This is a genomic window from Sphingomonas sp. P4_G3 (genome assembly GCF_056401105.1).
In genome coordinates, this window is sequence record NZ_JBFUJZ010000001.1 from 20,597 (window position 1) to 39,003 (window position 18,407).

Here is an 18,407-nt window from a genome sequence, read left to right on the forward strand (position 1 = left end):
GGGGCTCAATACTCCTTCCACACCGTGCGGCGGACGTAATCGGTGTAGCTCAGGATCAGCCGCACGACCTTTTCCGCCACGTCGGGTATGGCATAGTCCGCCGGCAGGCGCGGTCGGTCGGTGCGCGCCGCCAGCATCGCCAGGCCCTGCAGCACGCGTTCGCGGCCGAGGCCGGTCAGCATCACGCCCGCTTCCTCCATCGCCTCGGGCCGCTCGTGCGCGTCGCGGATGTTGAGCGCGGGAAAGCCCAGGATGGCGGACTCCTCGCTGATCGTGCCGCTGTCCGACAGCACCGCGCGGGCATGAAGCTGGAGCGCGTTATAATCGAGGAAACCGAGCGGCTTCATCACTTGCACGCGGGAGTCGAAGGCGATCCCGAGCGCCTCGATCCGCTTGCGCGTCCGCGGATGCGCGCTGAACAGGATCGGCTCGTCGTGAAGCCCGGCGACTGCGCCAAGCGTCTCCGCGAGCTGGCGGAGGCGATCGTCGGCATCGACATTCTCCTCGCGGTGGCAACTCACCACGACGTAGCGCCCGCGCTCGACGCCCAGCCGGCGGTGGACGTCCGACGCGTCGATGCCCGGGCGGTAATGGTTCAGCACCTCGAACATCGGGCTGCCGGTCTTGATCACGCGGTCGGCGGGAAATCCCTCGGCGAGCAGATAGTCGCGCGCGATGGTCGAATAGGGCAGGTTGATGTCGGCGGTGTGGTCGACGATCCGGCGGTTGATCTCCTCGGGCACGCGCTGGTCGAAACAGCGATTGCCTGCCTCCATGTGAAACACGGGAATGCGGCGGCGCTTGGCGGCGATCACCGCCAGGCAGCTGTTGGTGTCGCCCAGTACCAGCAGCGCCTCGGGCGCCTCGGCGGCGAGCACCTTGTCGGCGGCGATGATCACCTGGCCCATCGTCTCGACTGGGGTGCTGCCCGCGGCGTCGAGGAAATGGTCGGGGGCGCGCAAGGCCAGGTCGTCGAAGAAGACCTGGTTGAGCTCATGGTCGTAATTCTGCCCGGTATGGACGAGCAGATGATCGGTATGGCGATCGAGCGCGGCGATGACGCGCGACAGGCGGATGATCTCGGGGCGGGTGCCCAGGATCGTCATCACTTTCAGCTTCTTGGTCATAGCGGCAGCGCCACGGTATCGGGGCGGTCGCGGTCGAACACCTCGTTGGCCCAGACGATCGCCACCAGCTCGCCATCGCCGATATTGGTGACGTCATGGGTCCAGCCGGGGATCGTTTCGACCACCACCGGCTCGGCTGCCGAGGTGACGATCTCATGTTCGTCACCGCTCAGGATATGGCGAAATCGGAACCGCGCCTCGCCGTGGACAACGAGGAATTTCTCGACCTTGGTGTGATGGTAATGCCCGCCGCGCGTCACGCCGGGATGCGCGGTGAAATAGGATGTCTGCCCGGCGGTAGGCGTCTTGAGCATCTCGGTGAAGCTGCCGCGCGGATCGCGGTGCGCGACAAGGCGGTAGCTGAACGCGGCTTCGGGCAAATAGGAAATGAAGGTCGCGTAGAGCGTGCGCGACAAGCCGGTGCCGACGTCGCCGATTTCGCCGCTCGACCGGCGCGCAGCGAAACCGGCGATAAGGTCGGCGATCTCTCCGACACTGCTCGAATAGACCATTTCCGGGGCGACCACCCCGCTGGCTGTCGGCGGCGTGGCGATCAACGCGAGCCACTGGTCGATCAGATCGTCGACATGCAGTAGCCGCAACCGCGTGGCGCGGTCGTGGATATCGATCGGCAGCCCGCGCGCGATATTGTGGCAGAAGGTCGCGACCACCGAATTGTAATTGGGCCGTGCCCATTTGCCGAAGACATTGGGCAGCCGCCAGACCGACACCTCCGCCGCATCACCCAGGCCCAGCGCGACCTGTTCGCCTGCCAGCTTGCTGGCGCCGTAGGGCGTGTCCTCGGTCGCCTTTTGCGACGAGGCCATGATCACCAGCGGATGCCGGCCGCCGGCCGCGATCGCATCGGCCACCGAAGCGGTATAATCGCGATTGCCGCGCAGGAAGTCGCCGGGATCGTCGGGCCGGTTGACGCCGGCAAGGTGGAAGACCACGTCGCTCGCGCCCAGCGCCCGATACGCATCGTCGGTTTGGGTATCGCGGGTGATCGGCAGCACTGGGTAATCGAGCTCGTCCAGCCGCACCGCGAGGTTACGCCCGATGAAGCCGTTCGCCCCGGTGATCGCGACCGTCGGCCGCTCAGCTTTCATCGACCTTTTCTCCCGCCAGCACGCCTCGAACATAGGGCAGTCGGCCAAGCATGTCCGCCAGTTCCGCGACCTCTAGCTGGCGCGTATTGTGCGAATTGAAATCGTCCGCGCGCGACACCTGCTCCCGCCCGTCGCTGAAATAGGCGTCGTAATTGAGATCGCGATTGTCGGGCGCGACACGGAAATAGGCGCCGCGATCCTCGGCCACCGCCATCTCCTCGCGGCTCAACAAGGTTTCGTGCTGCTTCTCGCCATGGCGCGTGCCGATCACCCGGATCGGATGGTCGGGCCGGCCCATCACCGCGAGCACGGCATGCGCGAGCTTCTCGATCGAAATCGCCGGCGCCTTCTGGACGAATAGATCGCCGTTACTGCCATGGTCAAAGGCGTAGAGGCACAAGTCGACCGCTTCGTCGAGCGTCATGACGAAGCGCGTCATCTCGGGATCGGTGATGGTGATCGGCTGGCCGCGCAGCACCTGGCGCATGAACAAGGGCACGACCGAGCCGCGCGAGGCGAGCACATTGCCATAGCGCGTCGCGGAGATCGCTGTGCCGCTGCCTTCCGCCATCCTCGCCCGGGCGATCGCGACCTTTTCCATCAGCGCCTTGGACATGCCCATCGCGTTGACCGGATAGACTGCCTTGTCGGTCGACAGACAGACGACGCGCTTGACGCCGTTCCTGATCGCCGCGTCGAGCACATTGGCGGTGCCGGTGATGTTCGTCGCCACCGCTTCCAGCGGATGGAATTCGCATGACGGCACCTGTTTCAAGGCGGCGGCGTGATAGATGAAGTCGACGCCGCGGCTGATCATTTCCATCGCGCGCGCGTCGCGGACGTCGGCGATATGGTATTTGATCCGCGCGTCGTTGAACCGCAGGCGTTGGTCCTCCTGCTTTTTCTCGTCGCGGCTGACGATGCGGATCTCGGCGATCGGCTGCGCCAGCAGATGGCGCAGAATGGTCGTGCCGAACGACCCGGTCCCGCCGGTGATCATCAATGTCCTGTCCGTGAAATCCCCCATGCCGAGCGCCGGCGTCCTTTCCGTCTGTCCCGGTTGGTCGATCCCTCCATCCTTGGTGCCCGGCGCGCGGCGAAGCGTTCACCCCGGTTGAACTTGGCGGCGCGCACATGGCCACTAAGCCGATGTGACAGGGCGTTTGGACACGATCGCACTTCCCCGGTTGCCGCAACGGAGTCTGTCGTGACTCTGGCGCGGCCGCTCATGGCGCTGCGCCATTTTGCCGTGTCGCGGCCGCGTCCGACCAAGCGCTGGATTGCGATGCTGGTCGACGGCTGCCTGTGCGCGATCACTTGCTATGCCGCGGTTATCCTACGGCTGGGTTTCTGGCCCGAACGCGACACGCCGTTCGGCTTGCTGGTCGCGGTGTCGATCGCGATCGCTCTTCCGCTGTTCTGGGCATTGGGCCTGTATCGCGAGATCTTCAGCCAGGCGGGCATCCGCGCGATCGTCAACATCGCCCGCGCCTGTGCGATCTATACCTTGCCGTTCGCGACCGTGTTCACCGTGATCAGCGTGTTCGGCATCCCGCGCACGATCGTGCTGATACAGCCGATCCTGCTGTTCGTGGGCATCGCCGGATCGCGCGTGCTCGCGCGCTATTGGCTGTTCGACGTGGCGGGTGCCGGCCGCGCGCCGCACCGACGCGTGCTGATCTATGGCGCGGGGTCGGCCGGGCGCCAGCTCTCGGCCGCGATCGCGCAAAGCAGTGAGATGGCGGTGGTCGGCTATTTCGACGACAGCCCCGCCTTGATCGGCAGCGTACTCGACGGGCGCCGGATCCATCATCCGGCGCGGATCGCCGAGGTGGTCGAGCGGCTCGGCGCCGACGAAATCCTGCTCGCGGTGCCGTCCGCCTCACGCGCGCGGCGCAATCAGATCATCGCCGACGCGCTCAGCGCCAACGCCCGGATCCGGACGCTACCCGGGTTGATGGACATCGCGCACGGTCGGGTCGAAGTCACACAGTTGCGCGACGTCGAGATCGAGGATCTGCTCGGCCGCGCCTCGGTCGAACCGGACGTCGCGCTGATGCACGGTCACATTCACGGCAAGGTCGTGATGGTCACCGGGGCGGGAGGATCGATCGGCAGCGAATTATGCCGCCAACTCGCCAGGCGCGACCTCGCGGCGCTGCTGCTGGTCGAGATCAGCGAGTTCGGACTGTACGAGATCCACCGCGAGCTCGCCGCGCGCTATCCATCGCTCAAGGTCGTCCCTTTGCTCGGGTCGGTTTGCGACGGCGCGCGGATGGACGAAATCATCGGCGCGTGGCGGCCCGATACGCTCTATCACGCCGCTGCTTACAAGCACGTGCCGCTCGTCGAGCACAATCCGGCCGAGGGCATCAGGACCAACGTATTCGGTACCTGGACACTGGCGCGCGCGGCGGCGCGCTGGCGCATTCGCGATTTCGTGCTGATCAGCACCGACAAGGCCGTGCGGCCGACCAACGTGATGGGGGCGACCAAGCGCGCCGCCGAACTCGTGCTCCAGGCGCTCAATCAGGTGTCGCCGGGGACCAATTTCTCGATGGTGCGGTTCGGCAATGTGCTGGGGAGCAGCGGATCGGTCGTGCCGTTGTTCCGGCAACAGATCGCGGCGGGCGGCCCGGTGACGCTGACCGACCGCCGCATGACGCGCTATTTCATGACGGTGCCTGAAGCGGCCGAGTTGGTGCTCCAGGCCGGCGCGATGGCGCGCGGCGGCGACGTCTTCGTGCTCGACATGGGACAGCCGGTCCGGATTCTCGACCTGGCGCGCAACATGATCGAACTGGCTGGGCTGGCGGTGCGCAACATCGACAATCCGGGCGGCGACATCGACATTGCCGAGATCGGGCTGCGGCCAGGCGAAAAGCTCTATGAGGAATTGCTGATCGGCAACGATCCCGCACCGACCGATCACCCGCGCATCCTCAAGGCCGATGAGGGCTTCCTGCCGATCGACGCGCTCCATGCCCGGCTCGATCGGCTCGAAAACGTACTCGATGCCGCCAGCCGCGGGCAGCTGATCGCGGCGCTGACCGAGCTGGTGCCCGAATTCCGCTGCGAGGGCGGGGTGGCCGATTGGGTCTATCGCGAAGCCGGGACGCTACCGACGATGCCGGTCGCCACCGTGGCTTAGGTGGTGAGCCAAAAACGAGGGCGTCTGAAAATGGGTGGAAAGCGGTCGTCGCGAGAACCGGCTATTGGCAGCCCGCTGGCGCGACTTCGGAGTGACGCGGCGACACGATCAACTTGATGTTGCTGCCGGCCTTGCAGTCCCTCAACAGCTCTGGCGTCGTCTCAATCTGGCGCTCGGTTCCGTCGCTAGTAGCCACGACCAGGGTCGGATGATTCCCCAGATTGTCGGCATAAGTCCCGAACCGGACTACTTTCGCTGTTTCGTAGGTCTGCGGTGCCGACCTTATCCAGACAAATGCCCCAGCAAGACCGAGGGCAAGAAGGCTGAAGATGACGATAGCTTTGAGTTCGTCCCGCCAGCCAAATGTCCGATCATACATTCCTGTATCTTATAGGTTCTTGGCACGTCCGCAATTGGGTCGCTTCCGGACTGGCCGCATTTGATGAGCCTAGCCTGGGGCTATTCCCGCGCGAACGCGCGATAAAGGATACGCATCGCGGCGACGAAGGCGTCGCCATCATGCTCTACCGCAAAAGCCTGGGCGTTGGCGGCGAGGCGCAGGCGCTCATCCTCGTCGCCCGCCAGCCGCTCGATCGCATCGGCTAGCGCCTCGGCGTCGCCGATCGGGACAGCGATCGCCGCATCCGGCGCCCAATCGGCGATCTGGCCGACCGACGTCCCGACCGTCGGCACACCCGCGACCGCGGCCTCGAGCGTGGCGATCGGCACGCCTTCGTGCCGCGAGCTCACCACCACCAGGTCGGCGTGCTCGATGAACGGGCGCACCGCAGCGTGTTCGACGAAACCGTGGAAGCGCACGCGATCGGCGAGTCCTAGTTCGCGGCAACGCCGCTGCACCGCGCCATCCAGCGTATCGAGCCCGATTACGTCGACCTCGAACGCCACGCCGCGCGTAGCCAGTATGTGCATGGCGCCGAGCAACGTCTCCTGGTCCTTCACCCGATTGAGATTGGCGACTTGGACGATGCGAAGTGGTGTGCCCGGCACGCGACGGATCGGCATGCGTGTCGGCCATTGGTCAAGCGAAACGCCGTAGCGGATGCAGGTTGCGTTGATTCCCAAAGCGGCGGCTTGCGAGCGCATCCACTCGCTTGGCACGATCACGCGCGTCGCCTGTCGAAGCGCCAGGTCGACCCAGAAGCGCCCGCGCCGGGTCAGCCGTGCGCCATAGCCGATGTCGGGCATCGCGCTGAGGTCGCCTCCCGGGAGCGTCAGCAACACCGGCACGCCAGTGAGCCGGGAGAACAGGGCCGCGGCGACGCCGGGCCCGCCCGCCCAGAAAGCATGGACGACGTCGAACCCGCCGCGGCGATGTTCGCCCAGCATCTGGCCGAGCGTCCGCAGGCGGCGCGGCCGCGCGCCGGCATTATGGACCTGGGCACCGAGCAGTGGCCATCGCGCGGGGAGCTTCTCCTGCTGGAGGGCGAAGACATGGACCTCGTCCTCCACCGCCAGGCGTTCTATCAGCCAGAGCAGGGCGGGAATTACCCGGCGCGTGCCCGACCGGTCGACGCCGCCAGGAACGACGATCGCGATCTTCATCGCTCGCGCTCGATCAGTTTGGCATAGATCGCGCAGAGCTGTGCGCCGACCCGGTCGAACGACAAATGCGCCTCGAAATGCTCGACGGCTCGACGTCGCAACGCCAGGCGATCCTGCCGTGCCAGCGCGACCAGCGAGCGGGCGAATCCCGCCGCGTCGCCGACCGGAACGAGCGCGCCGATCGATCCGGCGATCGCTCGGAACGGTGCGATGTCGCTGACGATCGGCGTGACGCCGCATGCCAGCGCTTCGATCAAGGCATAGCCCGATCCTTCGCGATGGCTGCCGAGCAGGAAGAAATCGCTGGCGTTGAGCAATGTCTCGATCCGCGCATGCGGCACGCGGCCCAGCAGGTGGACGCGCCCGGCCAATGCGGGCGACGCGGCGATCCGCGCCTCGACCTCGGCCAGCAAGGGTTGTTCGTGGAAGCAGCACCACAGTTTCAGGTGGGGAAGGTCGTGCGCCGCGATCTCGATCGCCGCCAGGACCGTCAACGGGTCCTTGTTGTCGTCGAGCCGACCCACCCACAGGACCGCCGGATCGCCCTCTATCCCGGTCCGGGCGCGCGCGGTCGCCTGACTGCCCGGGGAGAACCGCGTCGAGCTTTCGGGCACGGCGAAGACCGGGACGTTTGGCGACAGCTCGCCGGCATCGACGAACGGCCGAGCCTGTTCGGCCGTGGTGAAGGCGATGCCGGCGATATGCTCCAGCGCACGGCGCCGCTTGTTTCCACCAGCGCCCGCGCGGCTGGCATGGTCCTGCACCAGGATCGGCATGCCGAGCCGGTGCAGCGCGCGCATGTGGCGAGGGAAATCGAGTCCGTTCACGTGCAGCACGTCCGGCGCGGCCGCCCGAACCGCGCGCGCCAGCCGACCGGGCATTAGCCCGGTCGCGCGGCCGGGCAGCGCGGGTTCGGCGACGAAGCGATAGCGCACTCCGTCGCGAACGATCTCGGCATCGCGATGGAACGACTGGATTACGGTCACCTCGGCGCCGGCACGCTGCGTCGCGGTGGCGATGTCGGCGAGCGTCGGCCAGTCGGCGAGCAGGCGATCGGGGTCGATCTTCTCGCGCGGGCGAACGATGCCGATCTGGGTGACGCGGATCACCCGAACGCTTCCTGCAGCAGCGCGATCGCGGCGTCGGGATCTTGGGTGAGCCGGAGCCGCCACGCGCCGCGCGACGCGAGCGCAGCGACGGCTGCTGCCGATTCCTCGCGCAACAAATCGAAGCCGGGTTCGAGTTCAGCCAAATGCCGCGTCGCTTCCTCGGGCGCGATCGCGTCGAGTGCCGGCGTGTCGCCGCGCGCGAGCACGACCAGCGTCAAGTGATCGGCATATCGCGGGCCCGCCGGGAGCTGGACAGCCTGCTTCACCTTGCCACCGCGCAAGCGGGTTTCTTGATCCCCGGGCGGCGCGTCACGCGGAAAGACGTGGATCGGTCGCGGCACTCCCCAGACGCGCAGGCGCGCGCCGTGCTCGACATACAACGTGTCGTCCGACAGCACCGCCAGGCCGCGCGCCATCGCGGCGAGCGCGAGCGTGCTCTTGCCCGACCCACTGGCGCCCGCGAGCACCATCACCGTATCGCCGATCATCACGCCCGACGCATGAACCGGCGTCCGCCCGCGCCGCGTCGCCAGGAACAGCAGCAGCGGGTCGAGGATCTGATCGGCCAACATACCGGACGCATCGATCAACCGCGCCGGCACTCGACATCGCGCCGCGCCGGTCGTCGCATCTGCCTCTCCGCGGATTCCTTCGCCTTCGATCGTCAGGCGTGAACCTTCGACGCGGATCGCCGGACTTACCCAATCGGCAGGCCCGTCGTCGCGCGCGAGCCGGAGAGTGATTTCCGGTTCGGGCATCGGCGCTTCGATGAGCCAGTCGACAAGGGCCGCCCGAGCGGTCGCGAGCAAACGGGGATCGTCGGCGATGATCAGGGTCGCAATGCCAAACAGCGTCAGGTGGCAGTATCCGGCCTCGTCTTGCACCAATCCGTCCCCTGTTCGCGAGCCCGTCGGCGGCGTCCGAAAGGCGCACGCCGCGTGATTTTGTTCTCCCATTCGAACTTCATGGTTCATGACGCCAAGCAACAATCGAGAATGCGGCCTTATTCTCCGCTCTCGACGCTGATCGCCGCCGCCCTGGTGCGGCGCGAAGGGCATGCGGTCGCCTTGTTCGACGCGACCTTCGAACCCGGCATCGAGCGCTTCGAGGCGATGCTCGACACGGTCCGTCCCAAGGCGGTCGTCGTCATGGAGGACAATTTCAATTTCCTGACCAAGATGTGCACCACGGTGCGCCGCGACACCGCGCTGGCGATGATCCGCGCGGCCGCCGCGCGGGGCTGCCGCGTCGCTGCCAACGGGCCCGACGTCAGCGACAATCCGGCCATGTATCTGGGCGCGGGCGCCGACGCCGTAGTGCTGGGCGAGGGCGAGAGCGCGGTGCTCGAACTGGTCGACCATTGGGAACGCGGCATCGGTGAGATTGGCGATATTGCCGGGTTGATCCTGCCCGATCCCGGCGCGACCCGGCCGCGGCGTGCGCAGCAGGATCTCGATACCTTGCCGCACCCGGCCTGGGATCTGCTCGATATCGCCGCCTATCGCGCCGCCTGGACTGGCGCGCATGGTGAGTTTTCGTGGAACATCGCGACGTCGCGTGGCTGTCCCTATGCCTGCAATTGGTGCGCGAAACCGACCTTCGGCCGCCGCTACACGGTGCGATCGCCTGAAGACGTGGTGCGTGAGATGGCGCGGCTGAAGCGGGACGTCGCGCCGGATCATTTGTGGTTCACCGACGACATATTGGGCCTCGATATCGACTGGACCTGCGCGTTCGCCGACGAGGTTCGCCGCGCCGACGCGGCGATCCCCTTCACCATGCAATCGCGCGTCAACCTGATGACCGAACACAGCGTGGCGGCGTTGGCCGAAGCGGGCGCGCGAGAGGTGTGGCTGGGCGTGGAATCGGGGTCACAGAAGATTCTCGACGCGATGGACAAGGGTAGCAATGTCGAGGCCGCGCGCAGTGCGACGCGGACGCTCCAGGCGCATGGCATCAAGGCTTGCTGGTTCATCCAGCTCGGCTATCCGTCGGAAGGGTGGGAGGATCTGATCGCGACCCGCGACCTGATCCGCGACGAGGCGCCCGATGAGATCGGGGTGTCGGTTTCCTATCCTTTGCCCGGCACCGATTTCTACGAGCAGGTCCGCGCGCAACTTGGCCGGCAGCGTAACTGGAAGGATACCGGCGACCTGGCGATGCTGTTCCAGGGCACCTACGACACCACCTTCTACCGCAAGATCCGTGACCTCCTGCACCATGAGGTCGAACAAGGCGTGCGCGACGATGCGGCCTGGGTGCGGCTCGAGGAACTGACGCACGATCATCGGTCGCCGAGCCCGTTCCGCCTCGCCGTCGGGTCCTGACGCATGTCCGTGCGCGACCTGTCGCCCGCCGCTCTGGCCTTCGATTCGATCGCCGAGGGGTTCGACGCGCGGTTCACCCCATGGCTCAGCGTCGCCGCCCAGCGCCGCGCGGTGCGCGAGACGCTGGCGGCGACCTTCGCGCCGCGGTCGCGGTTGATCGAGCTCGGCGGCGGCACCGGGGACGATGCTTTGTGGATGGCCGGGCGCGGCTATCAGGTGCTGATGACCGATCCATCGCCCGCGATGGTCGGTGTCGCCTCGGCCAAGTTCGCCGGGCGCCCAATGCTCGCCGCGGAGGTCGCGCCGGCCGAGAATCTCTCCGGCATCGAGGGTATGTTCGACGGCGCCTGGTCGACCTTTGCCGGGCTCAATTGCGTCGCCGATCTCGCGTCGGTCGGGCAAGGACTGGCGCGCTTGCTGCGCCCGGGGGCGTCGGCGCTGCTGGTGGTGTTCGGGACGTGCTGCCCGGGCGAGATGCTGGTCGAGGCGCTGCGCGGGCGCCCGCGCAACATGTTCCGCCGCCGCGTGCGCGGGCCAGTGCCGGCACGGCTCAACGGGCATGATTTCACCGTGGTCTATCATCGCCGTCGCGATCTCGCCGCTGCGCTGTCGCCCTGGTTCGAGCCCGCCGGGCGCCAGGGCATCGGCGTGTTCGTCCCGCCGAGCGCAGCCGAGCCGTGGATCTCGCGCCACCCGCATCTGCTGGCCGGGCTCGATGCGCTCGACGACGCGCTGGGGCGGCCATTGGCGATATTCGGCGACCATATCCTCTATCGCTTCGTGCGGACGGAGGCGGCGGCGTGACCGAGGCGGCGCTTGCCCAATTCGCGGCCGATTATGCCGAGCATCGTGCCGCGGAGGGCAGGGGCTATGCCGGGGACGCGCTGCTCAGCCTGCCCTATCTGAAAGACGGCCCGTTTGCCGCGCAATGGGCGGTGCGCGCGCGGAGTTTCGAGGCATTGATGGCGCGGATCGTGCGACCGCTTGCAGCGACGCGAGGCGCGCTCACCATGCTCGATCTCGGCGCGGGCAATTGCTGGCTGAGCTATCGTGTCGCGCTCGAAGGGCATCATGCCATCGCGATCGACATCCGCGACGACGCGGTTGATGGGTTGGGGGCCGGGTCACCTTTCGTCGCGCGGGCACCAGGCGGGATCGACCGCATCACCGCCTCGTTCGACGCCATCCCGCTCGATGCGGCGAGCGCCGATCTGACGGTGTTCAACGCCGCGTTACACTATGCGACCGACCTGTCGGCGACGCTGACGGAGGCGGTGCGCGTGACGCGGCCGGGCGGCCGGATCATCATCCTCGATTCTCCCTTCTACACCCGCGAGCGCGACGGGCTGGCGATGGTCGCCGAGAAACGCGCGCAGGCGGCGCAGCATTTCGGCGCGCGCGCCGATAGCCTGCTTGGGCTGCCATTCATCGAATTCCTCACCCGCGATCGGTTGGCCGCGGCGCCTGAGCTCGATTGGCGGCGACATTGGATATTGTATCCAATCAGCTATGAACTGCGCCCAATCAAGGCTGCGTTGCGGCGGGCACGCGTGCCATCGCGGTTCGACCTCTGGGTCGCCGAACGGCCATGATCCTCTTGGTCAATCCACGCGCCACGCGCCCAGGCAACCGCCGTTTCCCACTATCGGTGATGGCGGTCGGTGCGGGACTGCCGGCACATCGCAGTTGGGAGATCGTCGACGGCAATCTGCCGCATATCGACCTGTTTGCGGCGATCTGCGACTGGGTCGAGACGCGCGCTGGCGGCAATGATCCGGTCACCGCGATCGCGCTGACGGTGATGCCGGGCCCGCAATTGGTCAGCGCGGTGCCGCTGTCGCGCGCGCTCAAGCAACGCTTCCCCGCCATCCCCATCATCTGGGGCGGCAATTTCGGCAGCCTCTATCCCGAGCCGGTGCTCAACGCGCCTTATGTCGATTGGGCGATCCGCGGGCAGGGGGAGAACGCTTTCGCCGAATTGCTCGACGCGATCGAGGGCAAGCGCGATCCGCGCACGATCGCCGGTATCGCTTTCCGCGAGCCCGACGGGACCCATTTCAAGGCGCCCGAGCGGATCTGGCTCGGTCCCGACGATCTGCCCGAGCCGCCCTATCACAAGATCGACGTCGCCCAGTATCTCCACCCGACCTTTCTCGGCCGCAAATCGGGAGTCTATCAGGCGTCGATCGGCTGCCCGTTCGGGTGCAATTTCTGCGGCGTGATCTCGGTGTTCGGGCGGCGCGAGAAGGTCCAGTCACCCGCCCGCACGGCCGAGCACCTCCGTTTCCTGTCGCGCGACTACGGGATGGATTCGGTCCATTTCTACGACAACAATTTCTTCCTCAACGAACCGCACGCGCGCGAGATCGCGGACGCCTTCGCGCCGCTCGGGCTGCGCTGGTGGTGCGAAGCGCGGGTCGACACGTTGACGCGCTTTTCCGACGACACCTGGCGCAAGCTGAAGGCAGCCGGATTGACGATGGTGTTCTGCGGCGCCGAATCCGGGTCGGACGAAATCCTCAAGAAGATGAACAAGGGCACGACCACCGATCAGATCGTGCAGACCGCCGCCAAGTGTCGCGAACATGGCATCATCCCCGAATTCTCGTTCGTGTTCGGCGATCCCGACGAGCCCGAGCGCGAGATCGAGAATACGCTGACCTTCATCCGCAAGCTGAAGGTCATCAACCCGGCGATGGAGTTGATCAGCTATTTCTACACGCCGACGCCGCAGCGCCGCGACACTTATGGCGATATCGATCCGCTGGCGGGCACGCCCGAGGCGCTCGAGGAATGGATCGAGCCCGAATGGGTGACATGGATGACGCACGAAAACCCGCACACGCCGTGGCTCGAGCAACGGCTGAAGACGCGGGTCGACGATTTCGAACTGGTGCTCAAGAGCCGCTTCCCCTCGGTCCACGATCGCCGCACGCGCGGCTGGGGCAAGGCGCTGGGGCAGATCGCGGCGCGGCGGCGTTGGGCGCGCGAGGATTATGCCGAGCCGCATTTCCTGCGCCGCATCCGTAAACTCGCGCGGATCGTGCCGGACGACGATCAGCTCTACGGGCATTTGCGGCCCTCCGCGGAGTCAGTCGCGACCGAAGCTGCCGAGTAACTGCCAGGCGCGCGCGCGATAGATTTCAAGGCTGCGTCGGAGCGATGCGTGCGGGACGAGATCGGCGGCGATCTGCCGAGCCCAGCCCTCCATCCCGCGCGTCCACATGAAATGCATGGCCAGGGACGGCCGCCCGATGCGTTGGGCAGTCGCCGGGGTGAGGCGCCGGACGATCCCCACCGCGCGGCGCGACGCCGCACGCGCACTTTCCGACAGGATATGGCGAGGTATCGTCCCGGGGGCCAGCTGTTCAGCAAAGGCCAACGCGGGATAAGCGTAGCCGAAGGTGTCGGCGGCGGTAGCGAGCGCTGCGAAGTCGGGCCACGACAGGCGACCCGACGCCGTATCATTGCGAATGACCAGCACCAGTTCGACCAACCGCAACAAGGTCAGATTGTGCAGCCCGTGCCCGGCATGGACCGCGAGGTGCAAGGCGAGCAGCGGCTGGTCGAGCGTGTAGCCAGCTTCCCTGCCGGCCCAGCGGCGCCCGCTCTGCATCGGCTGACCGAGATCTAGCCGTGCGATCGGAGCGCCAGGCGCTGGAGCGATGTCGAGGGAGTGGTGGAGGTCGACGGTCCAGGGATCGTCGCGATGGACCAGATAGAGTGACGCTGGCTGAGTCGCGGCAGCTCTCTCTCGCCAGCTGCTTTCGAACGTGCCGCGCGATGCCGGCACAAGACCGCGGGACGATAGGACCCGCTCGGCCGCGGCCCGTTTGCTGCGCTCGACCAGGAGATCGATATCCGATGCGGGGCGGGTTCCGGGAGCGGGAAAATACGCGCTTTCGGTATGAAGTCCCTTGAGCACTATTGATTTGATTCCGGCCGAATCGAGTGCGGCGGTGATCGCGGTACAGGCCAGGCGCAACCGCCCCGCGCGGTCGCGATTGTGGCGCAGATGCTCACGTAGAGTCGCGGCAATCGCATCTGGAGCGGAAATCAGCCCGCGGTCGACCCACCAGCCGAGTAATGGCCCCATGCCCGACACATAGCCGGCAAGCCCGATTGCTGCGGCGTCGCTGGTCAGTTCGGCCGCATCCCCAGCCAGGACTTGATGCGTCGCGGTTGCGAGCTGTTCCATTGCCGCTTGGCGCCGCGCTCGATCCACCTCGGGCCACAGCCATATCGGATTGCCGCGCGCACCCGCGCGCCGCAGCCGCGATCCGATCTCCTCCGTCGTGATGATGGGCATAGCGCGGGACAAACCACCGTCGGCGGCTCCATAGCACGGTTCCGTCTCCGGCATTGGGCCGGCGATAATCTCTCTATCTGCGGCCATCCGCTCGTTGGTGGTTGTAATCGGACACTTAGTTCAACGCGGGGCCGCGACTTGCATGGGATTGTGTGCACGTCCGCTCATAGAGGCGGAAAAGTGATCGCCCGCACCTGCTGGCTGACGACCACCGCGTCGAACTGCCGGAGCGGGATGATGATCTGCTCAAGGGCGAACTTCTGCAGCGACTTCATCCGTTGAAATCTGAGCATCGCTCGTTCGCGCCGTTGGAACCAGAGGTGGCAGTTTTCCACCCTGTTGTTGGTCCAACATCCGACCTCTTGCTTCTCGGTGTTCCCGAGCTCGTTCAGTGCGGCCCGGTAGGATCGTAGACCGTCGGGGGGTGATAGCATCCGGAGAGCCATGGCGCTTCAGCCCCTTCTTCATGACGCGCAGCGCCGCCTCGTTGTCTCGGGCTCACTTCGCCGGCATCACGGGCGCCCGCTGGTAGTCCTTTGCAATCCAATCGCCTTGTGATTCTGCTCAGGTATCGATATCAGAGCGGGATTCAAAAGATAAACGGGGAGGCCAAATGCGGCACAGCTTTCTTGGATTGGCGATGCTCGTACTCGGACATGCCACGGCTGCGTCCGCGGGCGACCTCTTCACCTATCAGGTCCCACCAGCCCTTCTATACGCGGACCACAACGACGACTTCACGGTACAGGCCCGCACGCCCGGCGGCGAGTGGAAGGACCTCTACGAATGGAAGGTCATGGTCGATCTCGATCAGCGTCAGGACGCTTCGATGGTCTACTTCGACTTCACCGGAGCGGTGGAGGTGCTCATACAGAAGAACAACGGGACGTTCTCGAAGGTGGCGATCGGCCCGCGTGCAGGCGCCCCGAAGCCGGTAGTCCGTGATGGCAAGGTCTACCTTACGCTGGACCATCCCCAGAATTTCGCCGTCTTCTTCGATGACGACCACCTGCACAACCTCCACGTCTTCGCCGGCGCTCCCGTGCCGGTGCCGGAAGGGCCCTCGGTCAGGCGCTTCGGCCCCGGCCTCCATGTTCCCGAAGGCGGCGGCGGGACGTTCGAGGTGCGTTCCGGCGAGACGGTGTACATGGACGGTGGTGCGGTCATGCTCGGCACCTTCCACGTGGGCGACGCGCACGACGTGAAGATCCTCGGGCATGGCCTTATCCTTCCGCCGACCGGCGGCAAGGGTGCACAGTTCCTGATCGAGAAGTCGCAGAACGTGACCGTCGAAGGGCCGATCGTGACTCAGGCCGACGCTGGGGTCGGTCGGTCGGTCATGTCGAAGGACGTCCGCATCGCCGACGTGAAGGGCATCGCCGGTGGCCAGTGGACCGACGGCATCAACATCTACAGTTCGGAGCGGGTCACGCTCGACCGCCTGTTTCTGCGCACGTCCGACGACTGCGTGACGGTTTATGCGCATCGTGGAGAAATCTACGGCGACTCGCGTGACATCCGCGTCACCAACTCGACGCTCTGGGCCGACATCGCGCACGCCATGTTCATCGGCATTCATGGCAACTCGATCGATCCCGAGACGATCGAACGGGTGACATTCGACAACATCGACGTGGTCGACCTCGACGAGGACGATCCCGAGTTCGAAGGCGTGATGGCGATCCTAGCCGGCGACGCCAACCTGGTCCGCGACGTGACGTTCAGCAACATCCGGGTCGACCGGATCGAGGAAGGCAAGCTCTTCAACTTCCGCGTCGGCTTCAACGGCAAGTACAACACCAGCCCGGGCCGCGGCATACAGCACGTCGTCCTGCGCAACGTCTCCTACTCCGGCATCGGCATGCCGAGTGCATCGGTGATCGGCGGCTACGATGCCAAGCGCGGCGTCGACGATGTGCTGCTCGACAACGTAACGATCGCGGGCCGCCGGATAGATCTACGGGATCCCGAGGCCGTGAAGGTCGGGCCATTCGCGACGAACGTGCGGTCGCGGTGACGCTCGCGCGCGCCCTGGCAGCGGTGCTCGCTGTATCCGCGCCGGCCGGCGCGGCGCCGTGGCAGCCGGACCTCGGTGACGGCACCTATCGTAACCCGATCCTCGCCGGCGACTATTCGGATCCCGACGTCGTGCGGGTGGGACAGGACTTCTACCTGGTCTCGTCCTCGTTCACGAACGTTCCCGGGCTGCCCATTCTGCATTCGCGCGATCTCGTAAACTGGACGATCGTTGGCCACGCCCTCGACAATCTCGAACCGGCCGCCCAATTCTCGACGCCGCGCAGGGGCGGTGGCGTCTGGGCCCCCACGATCCGCCATCGCGACGGCCTGTTCGTGATCTACTATCCTGATCCCGATCACGGCATCTTCCGCGTCACGGCCAAGGATCCGCGCGGGCCCTGGTCTTCACCAACGCTGGTGTGGGATGCCAAGGGGGCGATCGATCCCGCACCGTTCTGGGACGATCGGGGACGCGGCTGGCTGGTGAACGCGTGGGCCGGAAGCCGCGCGGGTTTCAACAACGTCATCACGCTCAACCGGCTAAGTGCCGACGGCAGCCATGTGGTCGGGGAGGGGCGAGTCATCATCGATGGCAAGGACCTCGCTCCCGTCGAGACCCGTGATGGCGCTCGCCGTTGGAGCGTGATCGAGGGCCCCAAGCTCTACGCGCGCGGTGGGTGGTTCTACGTTTTCGCGCCTGCCGGCGGGGTGAAGCAGGGGTGGCAGGGAGTCTTCCGATCCAGGAACATCGAGGGTCCCTACGAAGCGCGCAACGTCATGGATCAGGGAACGACCGACGTTAACGGTCCTCACCAGGGCGCATGGGTGACTACGTCACAGGGCGAGGACTGGTTCATCCATTTCCAGGATCGCGACGGCTATGGGCGGGTGGTCCACCTGGAGCCAATGGCGTGGCGCGACGGCTGGCCGGTGATCGGAGCCGATCCCGATGGCGACGGTCGGGGCGAACCCGTGACGACGCACGCAAAGCCGCGCGTCCCACTTCAGCCGATCCGCACGCCGCAAGCGAGCGATGAGTTTGAGGCGAGGCCGCACCTTGGATGGCAGTGGAACAGCAATCCCGCCAGCGACTGGTGGACGATTGCCGATGGATCGTTGCGTCTCAAGTCGGTCACGGCGCCGGCCGATCTCTATGAAGCCGGGAACCTGCTGTCGCAGAAGCTGCCCGCTGTCCGGTTTTCCGCGACTGCGAAGGTCGTCTTCTCGGCTGAGCATGTCGGTGAGCGCACCGGACTTGCTCTCGCAGGCCAGACCTATGCCTTCATAGGTCTTGAAAGAACCGCCGACGGAACCCGCGTCGTCGAGGCCTCGTCGGGCGCGGCTGGGGAAACGAAGGCTTGGGGACCCTTGGTGCCGACCGGCCAGGTATGGCTGAAGATGCGGGTCGAGCCCGTCGAGGAGGCGTTGGAGCCGCCAAAGGATCCGGAATTCGATCAGCCGGCGATGCGTCGGGCGGTCGAGCCGAAGGTGCGGTTCAGCTATAGTCTCGATGGAGAGCATTTCATCGATCTGGGCGGTGCGTTCATCGGGACCGCGGGCAAGTGGGTCGGCGCGCAGATCGGGCTTTTCGCAACGGCGCCCTATGGAACGCCAGCAGCGGTCGCGACGAAGGCCGGCCATGCCGATTTCGACTGGTTCAGGATCGGTAACTGAGGTGGGACCGACCGGCATC

At 66.1% G+C, this 18,407-nt stretch carries 15 protein-coding genes and 1 pseudogene; 7 read left to right on the plus strand and 9 right to left on the minus strand.

The annotated features are described in order from the left end of the window. Positions 1–5 precede the first annotated feature (5 nt). The 3 genes from wecB to AC1DQQ_RS00120 are packed head-to-tail and all read right to left on the minus strand — an operon-like array spanning position 6 to position 3,263. Complete coding sequence (gene wecB / locus AC1DQQ_RS00110) at positions 6–1,127, minus strand: non-hydrolyzing UDP-N-acetylglucosamine 2-epimerase (RefSeq protein ID WP_478043910.1); 1,122 nt, start codon at positions 1,125–1,127, stop codon at positions 6–8. Continuing rightward, the gene (locus AC1DQQ_RS00115; protein WP_478043912.1) at positions 1,124–2,236 is read right to left on the minus strand and encodes a polysaccharide biosynthesis C-terminal domain-containing protein; all 1,113 of its coding nucleotides are present in this window, start codon (positions 2,234–2,236) and stop codon (positions 1,124–1,126) included. The genes wecB and AC1DQQ_RS00115 overlap by 4 nt, the downstream gene beginning before the upstream one ends. After that, positions 2,226–3,263: a polysaccharide biosynthesis protein gene (locus AC1DQQ_RS00120; RefSeq protein ID WP_478043914.1), complete on the minus strand. Its 1,038-nt coding sequence runs from the start codon at positions 3,261–3,263 to the stop codon at positions 2,226–2,228. The genes AC1DQQ_RS00115 and AC1DQQ_RS00120 overlap by 11 nt, the downstream gene beginning before the upstream one ends. 180 nt (positions 3,264–3,443) lie before the next feature. Between AC1DQQ_RS00120 and AC1DQQ_RS00125 the strand changes: the two genes are divergently transcribed. Beyond that, on the plus strand, positions 3,444–5,387 hold the full coding sequence (locus AC1DQQ_RS00125; RefSeq protein ID WP_478043916.1) for a polysaccharide biosynthesis protein: 1,944 nt from the start codon (positions 3,444–3,446) through the stop codon (positions 5,385–5,387). Between the two features lie 61 nt (positions 5,388–5,448). Here AC1DQQ_RS00125 and AC1DQQ_RS00130 read toward each other — a convergent pair whose 3' ends face one another. The 4 genes from AC1DQQ_RS00130 to AC1DQQ_RS00145 all read right to left on the minus strand — a co-directional run bounded on the left by AC1DQQ_RS00130 (position 5,449) and on the right by AC1DQQ_RS00145 (position 8,943). Next, on the minus strand, positions 5,449–5,766 hold the full coding sequence (locus AC1DQQ_RS00130) for a hypothetical protein (protein ID WP_478043918.1): 318 nt from the start codon (positions 5,764–5,766) through the stop codon (positions 5,449–5,451). Between the two features lie 80 nt (positions 5,767–5,846). Next, positions 5,847–6,950: a glycosyltransferase family 4 protein gene (locus tag AC1DQQ_RS00135; protein ID WP_478032734.1), complete on the minus strand. Its 1,104-nt coding sequence runs from the start codon at positions 6,948–6,950 to the stop codon at positions 5,847–5,849. Then, positions 6,947–8,059 (minus strand): glycosyltransferase family 4 protein, encoded by a 1,113-nt coding sequence (locus tag AC1DQQ_RS00140; protein ID WP_478032732.1) that lies wholly within the window; start codon positions 8,057–8,059, stop codon positions 6,947–6,949. Before AC1DQQ_RS00140 ends, AC1DQQ_RS00135 begins: the two co-directional genes overlap by 4 nt. Further along, complete coding sequence (locus tag AC1DQQ_RS00145; protein WP_478032730.1) at positions 8,056–8,943, minus strand: hypothetical protein; 888 nt, start codon at positions 8,941–8,943, stop codon at positions 8,056–8,058. The genes AC1DQQ_RS00140 and AC1DQQ_RS00145 overlap by 4 nt, the downstream gene beginning before the upstream one ends. 54 nt (positions 8,944–8,997) lie before the next feature. Here AC1DQQ_RS00145 and AC1DQQ_RS00150 point away from each other — a divergent pair, with 54 nt between their 5' ends. From AC1DQQ_RS00150 to AC1DQQ_RS00165, 4 genes are read left to right on the plus strand one after another with little or no spacing between them, the layout of a single operon-like run. Then, complete coding sequence (locus AC1DQQ_RS00150) at positions 8,998–10,386, plus strand: B12-binding domain-containing radical SAM protein (protein ID WP_478032728.1); 1,389 nt, start codon at positions 8,998–9,000, stop codon at positions 10,384–10,386. Between the two features lie 3 nt (positions 10,387–10,389). Next, on the plus strand, positions 10,390–11,190 hold the full coding sequence (locus AC1DQQ_RS00155) for a class I SAM-dependent methyltransferase (RefSeq protein WP_478032726.1): 801 nt from the start codon (positions 10,390–10,392) through the stop codon (positions 11,188–11,190). Further along, a complete protein-coding gene (locus tag AC1DQQ_RS00160) occupies positions 11,187–11,978 on the plus strand; it encodes a class I SAM-dependent methyltransferase (protein WP_478039705.1) in 792 nt (263 codons plus the stop codon). The genes AC1DQQ_RS00155 and AC1DQQ_RS00160 overlap by 4 nt, the downstream gene beginning before the upstream one ends. Next, on the plus strand, positions 11,975–13,504 hold the full coding sequence (locus tag AC1DQQ_RS00165) for a B12-binding domain-containing radical SAM protein (protein ID WP_478043920.1): 1,530 nt from the start codon (positions 11,975–11,977) through the stop codon (positions 13,502–13,504). The genes AC1DQQ_RS00160 and AC1DQQ_RS00165 overlap by 4 nt, the downstream gene beginning before the upstream one ends. On the opposite strand, the gene AC1DQQ_RS00170 is transcribed toward AC1DQQ_RS00165, so the two are convergent. Together AC1DQQ_RS00170 and AC1DQQ_RS00175 are read right to left on the minus strand one after the other, a co-directional pair. Continuing rightward, positions 13,478–14,584 (minus strand): nucleotidyltransferase family protein, encoded by a 1,107-nt coding sequence (locus AC1DQQ_RS00170; RefSeq protein WP_478043922.1) that lies wholly within the window; start codon positions 14,582–14,584, stop codon positions 13,478–13,480. The two genes, AC1DQQ_RS00165 and AC1DQQ_RS00170, sit on opposite strands and share 27 nt — an antisense overlap. A 362-nt stretch (positions 14,585–14,946) precedes the next feature. Beyond that, a pseudogene (locus AC1DQQ_RS00175) lies at positions 14,947–15,190 on the minus strand (DDE-type integrase/transposase/recombinase); the annotation flags it as partial. Positions 15,191–15,308: 118 nt separating this feature from the next. On the opposite strand from AC1DQQ_RS00175, the gene AC1DQQ_RS00180 reads away from it, so the two are divergent. Together AC1DQQ_RS00180 and AC1DQQ_RS00185 are read left to right on the plus strand one after the other, a co-directional pair. Then, positions 15,309–16,712, plus strand: coding sequence for a glycosyl hydrolase family 28 protein (locus AC1DQQ_RS00180; protein WP_478043923.1), 1,404 nt, complete (start codon positions 15,309–15,311; stop codon positions 16,710–16,712). Beyond that, positions 16,709–18,388: a glycoside hydrolase family 43 protein gene (locus AC1DQQ_RS00185; protein ID WP_478032719.1), complete on the plus strand. Its 1,680-nt coding sequence runs from the start codon at positions 16,709–16,711 to the stop codon at positions 18,386–18,388. The genes AC1DQQ_RS00180 and AC1DQQ_RS00185 overlap by 4 nt, the downstream gene beginning before the upstream one ends. The last annotated feature ends 19 nt before the right edge of the window (positions 18,389–18,407 follow it).